Here is a 13,085-nt window from a genome sequence, read left to right on the forward strand (position 1 = left end):
ATACTGCATTAACCAATATATTCTGCTTGCCAATCTTTCCATACCGGCTGGTAACCCATTGCCTTAATTTTGTGAACGACCTCGCTTACCGGACGTTCATCGGATATTTCAAATTGCTCTAGTGATTCTGGCTCGACGACGTAACCTCCAGGGTTCGTTTTTGAACCCGCACTCATACTGGTGATTCCCAATGGAATTACATGATCTCGGAAATAGGCATGCTCCCGGGTGGATAGTGATATCTCCAGGTCGGGATTCCAAAGACGATACGCACATATTAATTGAAGTAAGTCTCGATCCTGCATGATGAAGTTTGGTGTTATTACTCCTTCAGCTGGTCTAAGACGTGGAAAAGAGACCGAATATTTGGTCTTCCAATAGCGCTGTTGTAAGTACGAGATATGTAGTGCGGTAAAAAAGCTGTCTACACGCCAATCTTCGAGACCTAATAATACGCCGAGTCCAATTTTGTGTATTCCTGCTTGTCCGATGCGATCGGGGGTATCCAACCGATATTTGAAATTCGATTTCTTTCCTTTTGGATGATATGCGCGATATACCTCTTGATGATAAGTTTCTTGGTATACAAGTACAGTGTTAACCTTTGATTCATGTAAACGCTTGTAATCTGCTGTTTCTAAAGGTTGAAATTCAATTGATATATGAGCGCATAGATCTTCTATTTGTTTTATGGCATCTATAAAATAGTCAGTATGCACCGTGTTATTTGCCTCGCCTGAGACCAGCAAAATATGCTGGTAGCCCATTGCCTTAAGTGCTTGCGCCTCTAAGCGAATTTCTCCCTGGCTCAAGGTACGACGACGAATTTTATTATCCATACTGAAACCACAATACGTACATATGTTGTGGCATTCATTACTCAAGTAAAGCGGTGCATATAATTGGATATTCTTGCCGAATCGTTGTTGCGTTATACGTTGGGACTGCACCGCCATTTCCTCGAGATAAGGCTGAGCCGCAGGGGAAATAAGGACTAAGAAATCATGGACTGTTTTCTTTTTACGTAGCAGGCTGGTACGTACATCTATATCTGTTGTCCCGTAGATCTTCTCTTTAATATCCTCCCAATTATACTGTTCAAATAGATCAACAAATTTGTTAGTCATTGCCGGGGTATGCTGTCGTTAAAAAATCGGTGAGCGGACTACTTTTTGACGCATGCATCGCAATCGGAGCAAGTTGCGCCTCGTATGCGAGACGTCCAGCTTTAACAGCCATCGCGAAAGCCGATGCCATCGCGACAGGATCGTTTGCTGCGGCTATAGCGGTATTGACCAGTACCGCATCGGCACCTATCTCCATCGCTTTGGCGGCATCTGACGGTGCGCCGATGCCAGCATCAACGATAACAGGCACTTGACTTTGTTCAATAATAATCTCTAAAAACTCAAGTGTTCTCAATCCCTGGTTGCTTCCTATTGGTGAGCCTAACGGCATCACAGCTGCGGTGCCGGCATCTTCTAAACGTTTGCATAGAATCGGATCGGCGTGAATATAGGGGAGGACGACAAACCCTAGCTTTGCCAGCGACTCACAAGCGGCAAGTGTTTCAATGGGGTCAGGCATTAAATATTTTGGATCAGGGTGTATTTCAAGCTTGATCCAGTTGGTTTCCATAGAATCTTGTGCCAGCTGCGCAGCAAGGACAGCTTCTTTTGCAGTGCGGGCTCCCGATGTATTGGGAAGTAAGTTTATATGTGTGTGCCGTAAATGTTGAAGCAGGTCATCAGTTTCGGTTTCTAGGTCGATGCGTTTGAGAGCAACGGTAACCAATTCACTTTGTGAAGCTAGGATAGCAGATTCCATCTGTTGTGGGGAACCGAACTTACCTGTTCCGACAAATAGTCGACTCGCAAATGATTTATGATGTATATGTAAGTTGTTCATGGAGTAGCGATTGTAGATGTTGAATAAAGTTTTTGTTGGATAGGTTGTTATGCACAAGACCCGATACTGCAATGCCGTGCAAACCTATGTTTCGCAAGGTTATAATATCTGCTGCATCGACACTGCCTATGGCGTAGATAGGGGGAATGGGGCTCGTTTGCAATTGATCAAAAATGGCTCTGTATCCTTCAAAGCCTAATAGTGGACTGAGGTTCTCCTTCGTATTTGTAAAGCGTAAAGGTCCTAAGCCAATGTAATCACAGCCCTCATGGATACGTTGATGGATATCTTCCAGTGTATTCGCGGTTCCGCCGATTATTTTTTTAGGGCCTAGTGCGGCACGTGCAACTTGTATACTGGTGTCTTGGAGTCCGAGATGAACACCATCTGCATCAATACTTTTACAAATCGTGATGTTGTCATTGATAATCAACTTGAAGTCGTAGGTGCTTTGGAGTTTTTTAACGCGTTCTGCCAGTTGCAAGAAATCGACCTCTCCCAGAGTTTTACAACGAAGTTGAACCCAATCAATGCCGAGATCCACCACGGCCTTTATCTGTTCAAATTGTGCCGCTTGGGTATTCCCAGCGGAGATATATTGTAGTTTACTGTACATAATGGTTTCCTAGTAATGTGTGATTCGATGCTAAAAAATCTGCCGTATATCCTTTTGCCCTTCCGCAAGCTTCGCCGACATCGTACCCCTGCGCTATGTATGCAGCTATTGCTGCTGATAGTACACAGCCGGAACCATGTTTTGGATAGGTTAGAAGTGTTGTATGTGGTGGATATTTCCAGACCTTCGACCTGTAAAAGAGTTGATCTAATCCAGGGGCGGTAGGATGGTGCCCGCCTTTAAGCAATAATGCACATGATTTGGCGATGCGTTTACAACCCGATTCGATATCTTCACCACGAGCTAGAAAAGCCGTAATTTCATGATAGTTGGGGGTAATAAGATCTAGATCTACTAGAGCCTTTTCACAAAGACTATCCTTTTGGAAGAAGTTTGCTCCGGTAGTAGCACGCAATATGGGGTCCCATATTATAAATGTATTTGGAAGATGCGTACGTACATTCTGGATTATGGCCTCCAATTGGAACATATCTTTTACTACACCTATTTTTACGGCTTCGATCGGATATTGCCTGCACATGGTGTCAATTGCGGTAGCAATTTGCTGCATAGGCATCCAGTCGAGTTTGTGAAACTGATGTTCAGTCTGTAGCGTATTGCAGGTCAGTATTCCTAAACCATAAACGCCGATCTGTTCACAGGTTTTAATATCCGCGAGTATTCCAGCACCCGCGGAAGGGTCAAAACCCGCAATATTTAGTACGAATGGATAATCTTGTAACATGTTTGGGCTTCTTTAATAGTATCACTCGCGTACCATAAGGCGCCGCAGAGTGCAAAGTCATCAAATGTCGAGTTTTTAAGTGCTGTCAATCGCTCTGCATTAATCCCACCGAGGCCAATCAACTTTGTCGTATGATTGCTCCTTTTATCTTCCCAGATAATCGGTCGATCCATTCCGTACCCAGGTTTTGAAAAACTAGGGTACAATGGGCTGATAAAGGCCGCATCAAAAGACGATGAAAGTGCAAGGTATTCCTCCCAACTATGGGTTGATGTGCTCCACCTTACCGTCGATATAGTTCCACTATGTCGTTTGTTCGTAAACATCGAAATCCCATTATCTCGCATGGCCGCGGGGAAGTGAAGATGACGGACTCCCAGGTCAATGCTTATTTCGTGGTGTTGATGCATGACAAGTCGAAGTCGTTCATCCGGCGTAAACTGCATGATGTATGTCGCCATTTCTTTCTCAGAATGGAATGGTTTTCGAATATGAACGAGCAACTCGGGGAGCTCTAAGAGTATCCGCAACATCTGGATTTCATCATTCGTATTTTCGGGTAAGGTGAGAATACGCATGATTAACTATATATTTCTTTTCCTTGATTGATGAACTCCATTGATTTCTCATCCATACCAGCCTGTACTGTATCGCGGATTTCCTGCGTTATTTTCATAGAACAGAATTTAGGACCGCACATAGAACAAAAATGAGCCACCTTAGCCGCATCGGCTGGTAAGGTTTCGTCATGGAAGGAGCGTGCTGTATCGGGATCTAGAGATAAGTTAAACTGATCCTCCCACCGAAACTCAAAACGCGCCTTGCTCAATGCGTTATCGCGATATTGTGCCCCAGGGTGCCCTTTAGCGAGATCTGCGGCGTGTGCGGCGAGTTTGTAAGTAATAACGCCATCTTTTACATCTTTTTTGTTCGGAAGGCCGAGATGTTCCTTTGGTGTAACGTAGCAGAGCATAGCGCAGCCATACCAACCGATCATGGCTGCTCCTATAGCAGAAGTGATATGATCATACCCTGGTGCAATATCGGTTGTTAAGGGACCTAAAGTATAGAAAGGAGCTTCTGCACAAGTTTCCAGTTGTTTCTCCATGTTTTCTTTGATCAACTGCATAGGTACGTGTCCCGGGCCCTCAATCATAACCTGTACATCATGCTTCCAAGCTATTTTGGTAAGTTCGCCCAAGGTTTCTAACTCAGCAAATTGTGCTGCGTCATTGGCATCGGCGATAGCCCCCGGACGCAGGCCGTCACCTAAAGAGAAGGCAACATCATACTGCTTCATAATCGCACATATATCTTCAAAATGTGTATAGAGAAAGTTCTCTTTATGGTGGAATAGACACCATTTAGCCATGATAGAACCACCGCGGGAAACGATTCCGGTCACACGTTTAGCGGTCAAATGGATGTAACGCAATAATACGCCAGCATGGATTGTAAAATAGGAAACCCCTTGCTCGGCTTGTTCAATTAACGTATCACGGAATATTTCCCAAGTAAGATCTTCAGCCACACCTTTTACTTTCTCAAGGGCTTGGTAAATTGGTACGGTTCCAATAGGTACTGGCGAATTTCGGATTATCCATTCACGTGTTTCATGGATGTGTTTTCCTGTGGATAGATCCATAATGGTGTCTGCACCCCAACGGCATGCCCAAACAGCTTTTTCGACTTCTTCCTCAATACTAGAGGTGACGGCGCTGTTGCCAATGTTTGCATTTATTTTTACCAAGAAATTTCGACCAATAATCATGGGTTCACTTTCTGGGTGGTTGATATTGTTTGGTATAATTGCGCGTCCTGCAGCAATCTCATCGCGCACAAACTCTGGGGTTATTTTATCTGTGACGGGACGTGCTCCAAAGCGTTCGCCAGGATGTTGTTGCTCCATACCTGTGGTTGCTTTATTTAGTTGTTCAATGCGTTGGTTCTCGCGAATAGCAACGTATTCCATTTCAGCAGTAATAATACCGCGCTTTGCGTAATGTAGCTGCGTAATATTTTGTCCGGGCTTGGCTCTTTTAGGCTGATGCTGGTAGTCGAAACGTAGGTCAGCTAAAGCGGTATCATGCAGACGTTGCAACCCGTATTCCGACGTAATGGAGGGGAGTACTTCGACATCTTTTCGATCGTGGATCCATTGCTCGCGGATGCGATCGATTCCTTTGCGTACATCAACCGTTTTATCTGCATCGGTAAAGGGGCCTGAAGTATCGTAGATTGTAATAGACGGGTTTTCCTCGATCTGACCGTTGGTTAGTTTTGTTGGGCTTAGCGTTATCTCACGCATAGCGACCGAAATTGGATAAAGTGTTCCGGGGATGTATACTTTGCGTGAATTTGGGAAAGGCTGTGTAGAAATGGTTTGTTCGTTCATGGTTGTTAGGGTTTAACCGCCTTGCGTGGCTGTGATGATTAAAATATCTGCTTGATCGGTGATGATGGTTTCGCTCCATTGGGGACGTGGTATGACTTGATCGTTCAGAGCCACGGCAATGCCCTTGACTTTTAAGTCAGGAACATATGTCTCCAATAACGCCAATAGATGAGGCGGATAGGGGAGCGTTAAGGAATGTTTTTGATTGTTGATCGTTACTTGCATAAGCTAAAGTTTACATGTTCATGAATACTTTAGGAATGCATCTAACAAGAGCTTGGTATATAGCTCTCTAAACAGAAATTGTCATCCTACTTTTCCCTACGCTAGTATGAACTAGATCAGGTTCCAAGGGTAAAATCTCAGCCTGCTTATCGCAGACACCCCTAAAGTATCTGCAGCAAGTATAAAGGATATATTTTAAAAATAAAAATTATTTGGTATTTATCCCCGTTCAGACCTCCATAAATTCATGGGGATAGTGCACCATTCCCGCTACATTTTTCAATGCATCCGTGCTAAGCTCTAATGCCATGAATACATCGTCAGGGACCTCAAAAGGCGCTTTTATACCGAAGGTTGATGCCGGTTTAAAACCGAATTTTGGGTAGTATTTTTCGTGGCCCAATACGATGATAGAATGATAACCTAATTGCTTGGACTTTTCAATTGCATGCTGGACGAGCTGCGATCCGATTCCTTGTTTTTGGAGAAACGGTGCTACTGCCATTGGTGCCAAAGAGAGACTTTCAACCTCATTTCCGGTGGCATCCACGATTTTGTTCGTGGTCAGGAGAATATGTCCTACAATCTCATTGTTCATGAGGGCGACCAATGAAAGTTCTGGAATAAAATGTGTTGCATTTTCACGCAGTTTGTTTACCAATTGCGCTTCATTGGGTTGTCCGAACGCAGCGGTGTTTACTGTTTGTATAGCAAGTACATCATTTGGAGATTCTGGACGGATTTTTACTTCACGCATAACTTTCGTTTTGAGAACGTCATAAAGGTAATAAAAAAAACACCTTAAGCGGGGAGCTCAAGGTGTTTTACTACTAACCAATTATTAACCTAAATTATGAAATTATACCCTTATAACGGAGGTACCTTCACTTATAGTACAATAGCTGTTTCGCTTTAACTTTTTTTAACATTTTGTTGTTATTCGAATTAAATGATCACTTTTCAGGTGATTTCAAATAAATCCAAAACATTCTGGCTTATTGTATTGTTATAGTTAGTAAAATTAATTATTTGTTTATTCTCAATCCTTTTTTTCATATAGGCTGTACCAATCGATTTTGGTACAGCTTTTTTTAACCCTTAACTTTCCGACGTCTTTCTTTTTCGCGCATAATTAATCCGAGTTCACGCCCTGTTTGACCACCTACAGAGGTGTTTTCTTGAGCTCTGCGGAATAGATAAGGCATAACCGCTTTTACAGGACCATATGGCATATATTTCGCGACATTAAAACCTGCTGCTGCAAGGTTGAACGAAAGGTTATCTGACATCCCCAGCAGTTGTGCAAAGAAAATATGATCATTTTTTGGAGATAAACCACGTGATACTAACTCTTCTGCTAATAAACGAGAGCTTTCTTCGTTGTGGGTTCCGGCCATAAAGCCAATTCTATTGACGTGATCCAAGCAAAAAGTTACCGCTTCGTTATAGTCTGCATCAGCTGATTGTTTGGTCGGCTGTATAGGAGATGGATAGTTGTTTTCACCCGCACGTTGACGTTCTATTTCCATGTAAGCGCCGCGAACAAGTTTAGCACCTAAGTAGAAATTTTGAGTCTGCGCATAGGCGAAATCAGCTTTTAGGGAGGCTAATTTATCGCTACGGTATAGCTGGTATGTATTGTAAACGATGGCAGCTTCTTTATTGTATTTTTCCATCATTTCCCGTGCTAAGTCATCGATTGTATCTTGAATCCAAGAATGTTCAGCATCGACTAATACTTTAATTTTGGCTTCGTAACAGGCCTTGCATATTTGATCTATGCGTTGGTGTACTTTTTCGAACTCCGCCTGTTCTGCTGCTGTTAGTGTTTCTTTGGCATCGATTTTTGCAAAAAGGTCAAATCGGCCCAGACCTGTTGGTTTGAAAACACAAAAGGAAATTAAGCTGTTTTTTTTAGCATATGCTACGGTTCGTAATATTTCTGCACAGGTTTCATCAAAACTTGCTTCTGACTCTTCCCCTTCAACAGAATAGTCTAAGATTGTGGTTACGTTGCCAGCACCAAGCTCAGTAATTGCACGGGCACATCCCTCAATTGACTCACCGCCACAAAACTGTTTGTAAATCGTATTTCTAATGATCCCTTGGATTGGAAGACCTATTTTCAAGGCAAAATTGGTTAAAGGTGTGCCAATTTTGATTAAGGAATTACTAGCAACCATCTTGAATAACCAGTACGCCTTCTCTAAATCGTTGTCACTTTTGTTACGGAATGCAACCTCCGTATTGTTAAAATCCAGTTTCATTTGGCTATTTTCAATCATATACTGCGGTAAAAAAAAATTAATACTCAAAAGTAAGTAATTATTTTGATTAGCCTTATATTTACGAACCCTCGGCGGAGAGGTCTAAATATGCAAACATTTACATTAAAAGGAGATTTTATCCAGTTAATACAGCTGTTAAAGGTGATGAACTGGGTAGAGCATGGTGCCATGGCGCAATGGGTCGTGGAAGAAGGCTTGGTTCGTTACAACGGTGAGATCGATTATCGTAAACGCTTAAAAGTACGGGTAGGAGATATCGTTTCGTTTGACGGACAAGAAGTAAAAATAATATAGCAAATAAAGATGAATAACAATATAGCGAGTTTAGGTTACACGGTTTTTTTTGAGAAAGAACTGGAATCTTTACAGGAATTTATAAATAAAGGAAACTATTCCCAGATTTTAATCTTAGTCGATCGTAATACTAATGATCACTGTTTACCAGTTTTACAGGCGGCATTGCCTGAATTAGTCGATTACGATATTATTGAGGTAGACCCAGGGGAAGAAAATAAAAATATAGATTTCTGTATTGGTGTATGGAATACTATGCTCGATTTTGGTGCGGATCGTAAGGCATTGATGCTTAATCTTGGAGGGGGTGTTGTGACCGATATGGGCGGATTTGCGGCCTCGACATTTAAGCGTGGAATTGACTTTGTACAGATTCCTACGACGTTATTATCGCAGGTAGATGCTTCAGTTGGTGGAAAAACAGGGATAGATCTAGGTAACCTTAAGAACATAATAGGAACATTCACACAGCCCAAAGCTGTTTTTATTAGTTCGGCTTTTCTTCAGACGTTGGATGCGAGGCAGATGCGTTCAGGATTTGCAGAGGTGATTAAGCATGGCTTAATTTTCGATAAAGATCTTTTTGAACAGTGTAAAACATTGGATTACGAAGAGGATGAACTAGATGCGATTGTACACCGATCGGTTGCCATTAAAAACGAAGTAATAACGCAGGATCCAACAGAAAAGGGGCTGCGTAAGATTTTGAATTTTGGGCATACTATTGGCCATGCGATTGAAGGTCATTCTTTAGTTACTGATAGTAACCCATTATTACATGGTGAAGCTATTGCTATTGGGATGATTTGTGAGGCCTACATTTCGCATAAAGTAAACGGACTGTCGATTGAAGCTTTAGGAGAGATTGTTTCTCTATTTACAAGCCGATATGAGCGATATGATTTCGATGCTTCTATTTATGCTACATTGATTGATTTAATGCGAAATGATAAGAAGAACGAACAACAAAAGCTCGGATTTGCTCTTTTGAGTGCTATAGGTACTTGTGATTACGATCGTTTTGTAGAGGAGGATCTTATTAAAGAAAGTCTAGATTTTTACTTGGCAAGTGCTGTATTGTAGTTGGTAGATAGTAGATAGTAGTGGGGAGTACTTAGTCGTTGATAGAGAATACTGGGGAGCTAGTAGAGCCACAAGATTTTGTGGCTGATTGCTAGTAAAGTTGCAAACCCCGAATGGCTCAGCGCAACTAAATTTTGTTGCTGATTGTTAGTCAGAGAGAGCAATTAGTGCTCTCTACGTCGTTTCGTACGAGACTACGAGGAGGAATTTACAGATAATGCTAGTCGTTTGTGGCAGGTCATCGGCCGCTGTCGCGCGGCTTTCTCTGCTGGCGCGAGCTTATAGCTCGTGTCCCAAGTTGTATAAGCTCGAGTTGAAAACTCGAGTTAGCAAAAGGAAATTTTATAAATATTAACCTAAACCTAAACCAAATACCAATGATCAGAAATATATGTATGGCTCTTCTCTTGCTTTGCGGGTTTCACAACAGTAGCGCACAACAGAAAGTGCTTATTTTTAGCAAAACAGCTGGTTTCAGGCATCAAAGTATACCCAAAGGGGCAGCCACGTTGCGGGATTTGTTGAACATTGAATCTATTCAGAGTGTGCATAGTGAAGACGCCAATTATATCAGTACGGACAGCTTAAAGCAGTTTGGCGCAGTTATTTTTTTGAGTACAACAGGTTCTATTTTAAATACAGCGCAAAAGGAAGCTTTACAAGGATTTATACGCTCAGGAAAAGGCTTTGTGGGAATTCATGCGGCATCGGATACGGAATATGAATGGCCTTGGTACGGTCAACTCGTTGGCGGCTATTTTAAAAGTCATCCGGCTGTTCAAGAGGCTAAAATTGAGGTGGTTAATGCGAAGCATTTATCAACGAAAAGTTTACCTAAAACATGGATCCATCGGGACGAATGGTATGATTACAAAGATATACAACCAGGTTTACATATTTTGATGACTATAGATGAACAAAGTTATAAAGGGGGGCAAATGGGAAAATTTCATCCAGTAGCCTGGTTTCATGAATTTGAGGGCGGAAGATCTTTTTATACAGGTTTGGGACATACCGAAGAGTCTTATGACGTACCTAATTTTCAGAAACACCTAGTCGGGGGGATCCGTTATGCGTTAGGACTTAAGAAAGACGGTTCGCGTAGATAACAATCAACGTTTCATCCACCTGAGTTGTGAAAAAAAGATAAAGTGAACCACCATCTTTAATTTTTAATTTCTTGCGTATATCTTCCACCTTAAGGGGGAAATTTTTGGCGATAACGTTACCTTTTAGTGCTGTTTTAGTCTTTTTGAATACTGAAAACGGCTCGACTTGATTAATGATAAATGTCTTTCCTAAAAAATCTTCAACAATCGTGTCACTCGTATATAGATGACTATGCGGGTGTAATTTTGAAAGGTTAAACTGTTTTGCAATTATTTTGAAAGCGCCTGCTTTATTAATGGCAACATCCGGCTCGTAAAGATACTTTTCAGGTTGATGAAAATTTGTAACTGTCTCTCTTTCTTCTTCTAGCGTAAAGGAGAAAGTGCGGGACGATTCATTTTTATCGAGAAGGGTTGCATGGATAACAGGAGTGCCTATATATTCTTTATCCTGAATGAATATAAGTTCTTTACAGTCGTTATCTATACTTATGATATATACATCCCGTACATTTTTAAGAGACTTGAGAGCTAAAGAGATATCGAGCAAAGGGGCAAGCTTACTGATGATTATTGGTGCCTTGTCAAAAAATAAATCCTGTAAGATCACCATGTTTGGTTCACAATCCTCCAGACGAAAAACTTTCTGTTGTTTAACGCGCCGAGAGGGATCGATGTAAATGTAATCAATAGATTGTACCTGATCTCTCAGGTATGCGACACCATCCCCCTGATGAAAGTCGATGTTCTGTGTTCCTAAAGTATGAAAATTGTGCCGTACAATAGTCGATAGCTCCTCGTTTAATTCACAGTGTGTTACGTGCTTACACCTTTGGGCAAAATAGTAACTATCTATGCCAAAGCCGCCCGTCAAATCGATTAGGGTTTTGCCCTCTTCTAGGAGGCTCGCCTTAAAATGAGCCGTCTCCGAAGATGAACTTTGCTCCAGATTTAATTTATCTGGATAGTAGAGCGAGGCTTTATCTACCCATGACGGCACCTTGCGATAAGCACGTTGCAATCCGTCCACTTGGCGGGCAATTTCAGCAGACGAAACCGAAGCAAAAGGACTTTTCGCTAAAGCAAGCTTTGCGGGGTCCGATTTTCGTTCCGACTGGATATAGGCCTGAACCTCTGCAGATAGGATTGCTAGGTTCATTTATAGGTTTTTAACCAATAATTGACACGTATAGCTGTCTTTGAGTTCGCGGATAATCTTTTTATTTACGAGCACACGATCAATCGTCTCTTGATTGAAGTAACGAATAGTAATCAGTTCCAACCCACGTTCTGCATTTACTTTATAACGTAGCTCCAGCTCTTGAAGCAATGTTTCTACATTTTTACCCGTATCATCGATGCTCACCGAAAAACTAATCGCACTATTATGCATCATATTAATTTTTATCCGATGCTTGTGGAATAGATTAAAGATATGGCTAAGATTGTCTTCCAATATAAAGGAGAAATCACGAGGTTGGATATTAATAAATACTTGATTAACCTTGAAAATAAATGAAGGGATAGGCAGACCTTGATTCAGTTTACGAATGCAAGTACCGACGGACGTAGGATTAATAAACGAACGTACATTTAATGCGATGTTTTTATTTTGGAGTGGCTTAATGGTTTTCGGGTGAATAACCGTTGCTCCATAATATGTCAATTCGATTGCGTCCGTATACGACAGCTCTGGAATTAATTCAGTACGGTCGAACCATTTTGGATCTGCATTTAATACCCCTGGTACGTCTTTCCATATCGTTATGTCGGTTGCATTTAAGCAGGAAGCAAAAATTGCGGCAGAGTAATCTGATCCTTCACGTCCTAGTGTTGTCGTGAAGTTTTCAGATGTAGATCCAATAAAACCTTGACTGATGACAACATAATCCTTTAGGATAGGAGGTAGTTCACGACTGATCTTTTCTTCGGTTTTTTCCCAATCAACTTTTGCTTCTCTATAGGTGTTGTCGGTGAAGATATAATCACGTGCATCTACCCATTTAACAGGCAGTCCAATATGTGCTGCGTATGCCGCAAGAATTTTCGAAGAAACAATCTCACCTGTGGAGACAATCTGATCAAACAGGTAATCGTATGAGTCTTGAGGCTCTTCCTCCAAGATCCATTCGATCTCGACGAAGCAATTGGCTACTTCATTAAAAACGGGATGGGTCACGTCGTCAAACAGTTGCGTCAACATATCATGGTGACTTGCTTTTACCTGCTCTAACAGATCAAATGCACGCCCCGTTTTCTCCACGAAGTTACGTGTTACTTCTTCCAGTTTATCGGTACTTTTTCCTGTTGCGGATACAACAACTAAAAGCTGATCTTTTTTATGGTTTGCAATGATAGAGGCGACATTCTTTACATTCTCTGCATCTTTTACCGATGCCCCGCCAAATTTGAATACTTGCAT

The 13,085-nt window shown here is 41.7% G+C and carries 14 protein-coding genes and 1 riboswitch; of the genes, 3 read left to right on the forward strand and 11 right to left on the reverse strand.

The annotated features are described in order from the left end of the window. Positions 1 to 8: 8 nt before the first annotated feature. The 9 genes from thiH to E2P86_RS08370 form a co-directional block, all read right to left on the reverse strand. Positions 9 to 1,127, reverse strand: coding sequence for a 2-iminoacetate synthase ThiH (gene thiH, locus E2P86_RS08330; RefSeq protein WP_134432310.1), 1,119 nt, complete (start codon positions 1,125 to 1,127; stop codon positions 9 to 11). Then, complete coding sequence (locus E2P86_RS08335) at positions 1,120 to 1,908, reverse strand: thiazole synthase (RefSeq protein WP_134432312.1); 789 nt, start codon at positions 1,906 to 1,908, stop codon at positions 1,120 to 1,122. The genes thiH and E2P86_RS08335 overlap by 8 nt, the downstream gene beginning before the upstream one ends. Continuing rightward, positions 1,883 to 2,524: a thiamine phosphate synthase gene (locus tag E2P86_RS08340; RefSeq protein WP_085472910.1), complete on the reverse strand. Its 642-nt coding sequence runs from the start codon at positions 2,522 to 2,524 to the stop codon at positions 1,883 to 1,885. Before E2P86_RS08340 ends, E2P86_RS08335 begins: the two co-directional genes overlap by 26 nt. Then, positions 2,514 to 3,269 (reverse strand): hydroxymethylpyrimidine/phosphomethylpyrimidine kinase, encoded by a 756-nt coding sequence (locus E2P86_RS08345; protein WP_134432314.1) that lies wholly within the window; start codon positions 3,267 to 3,269, stop codon positions 2,514 to 2,516. The genes E2P86_RS08340 and E2P86_RS08345 overlap by 11 nt, the downstream gene beginning before the upstream one ends. Then, the gene (locus E2P86_RS08350; protein WP_134432316.1) at positions 3,242 to 3,847 is read right to left on the reverse strand and encodes a thiamine phosphate synthase; all 606 of its coding nucleotides are present in this window, start codon (positions 3,845 to 3,847) and stop codon (positions 3,242 to 3,244) included. Before E2P86_RS08350 ends, E2P86_RS08345 begins: the two co-directional genes overlap by 28 nt. Positions 3,848 to 3,849: 2 nt before the next feature. After that, complete coding sequence (gene thiC, locus E2P86_RS08355) at positions 3,850 to 5,664, reverse strand: phosphomethylpyrimidine synthase ThiC (protein ID WP_134432318.1); 1,815 nt, start codon at positions 5,662 to 5,664, stop codon at positions 3,850 to 3,852. 12 nt (positions 5,665 to 5,676) lie between these two features. Then, positions 5,677 to 5,889, reverse strand: coding sequence for a sulfur carrier protein ThiS (gene thiS / locus E2P86_RS08360; protein WP_134432320.1), 213 nt, complete (start codon positions 5,887 to 5,889; stop codon positions 5,677 to 5,679). A 76-nt stretch (positions 5,890 to 5,965) separates the two neighbouring features. Continuing rightward, a riboswitch (TPP riboswitch) is annotated at positions 5,966 to 6,062 on the reverse strand. A gap of 56 nt (positions 6,063 to 6,118) precedes the next feature. Then, a complete protein-coding gene (locus E2P86_RS08365) occupies positions 6,119 to 6,646 on the reverse strand; it encodes a GNAT family N-acetyltransferase (protein ID WP_134432322.1) in 528 nt (175 codons plus the stop codon). Positions 6,647 to 6,980: 334 nt separating this feature from the next. Then, on the reverse strand, positions 6,981 to 8,174 hold the full coding sequence (locus E2P86_RS08370; RefSeq protein WP_134432324.1) for a proline dehydrogenase family protein: 1,194 nt from the start codon (positions 8,172 to 8,174) through the stop codon (positions 6,981 to 6,983). Positions 8,175 to 8,264: 90 nt separating this feature from the next. Here E2P86_RS08370 and E2P86_RS08375 point away from each other — a divergent pair, with 90 nt between their 5' ends. The 3 genes from E2P86_RS08375 to E2P86_RS08385 all read left to right on the forward strand — a co-directional run bounded on the left by E2P86_RS08375 (position 8,265) and on the right by E2P86_RS08385 (position 10,663). Next, entirely contained in the window at positions 8,265 to 8,471 is a 207-nt protein-coding gene (locus E2P86_RS08375) for an RNA-binding S4 domain-containing protein (RefSeq protein ID WP_085472917.1), read from the forward strand. A gap of 9 nt (positions 8,472 to 8,480) precedes the next feature. Beyond that, positions 8,481 to 9,554: a 3-dehydroquinate synthase gene (gene aroB, locus E2P86_RS08380; protein ID WP_134432326.1), complete on the forward strand. Its 1,074-nt coding sequence runs from the start codon at positions 8,481 to 8,483 to the stop codon at positions 9,552 to 9,554. A 377-nt stretch (positions 9,555 to 9,931) separates the two neighbouring features. After that, positions 9,932 to 10,663: a ThuA domain-containing protein gene (locus E2P86_RS08385; RefSeq protein ID WP_134432328.1), complete on the forward strand. Its 732-nt coding sequence runs from the start codon at positions 9,932 to 9,934 to the stop codon at positions 10,661 to 10,663. Here E2P86_RS08385 and E2P86_RS08390 read toward each other — a convergent pair. Next, positions 10,638 to 11,822, reverse strand: coding sequence for a class I SAM-dependent methyltransferase (locus E2P86_RS08390; RefSeq protein ID WP_134432330.1), 1,185 nt, complete (start codon positions 11,820 to 11,822; stop codon positions 10,638 to 10,640). The two genes, E2P86_RS08385 and E2P86_RS08390, sit on opposite strands and share 26 nt — an antisense overlap. Then, entirely contained in the window at positions 11,823 to 13,085 is a 1,263-nt protein-coding gene (locus E2P86_RS08395; protein ID WP_134432332.1) for an aspartate kinase, read from the reverse strand.

This window comes from Sphingobacterium psychroaquaticum (assembly GCF_004421025.1).
Taxonomy (GTDB): Bacteria; Bacteroidota; Bacteroidia; order Sphingobacteriales; family Sphingobacteriaceae; genus Sphingobacterium; species Sphingobacterium psychroaquaticum.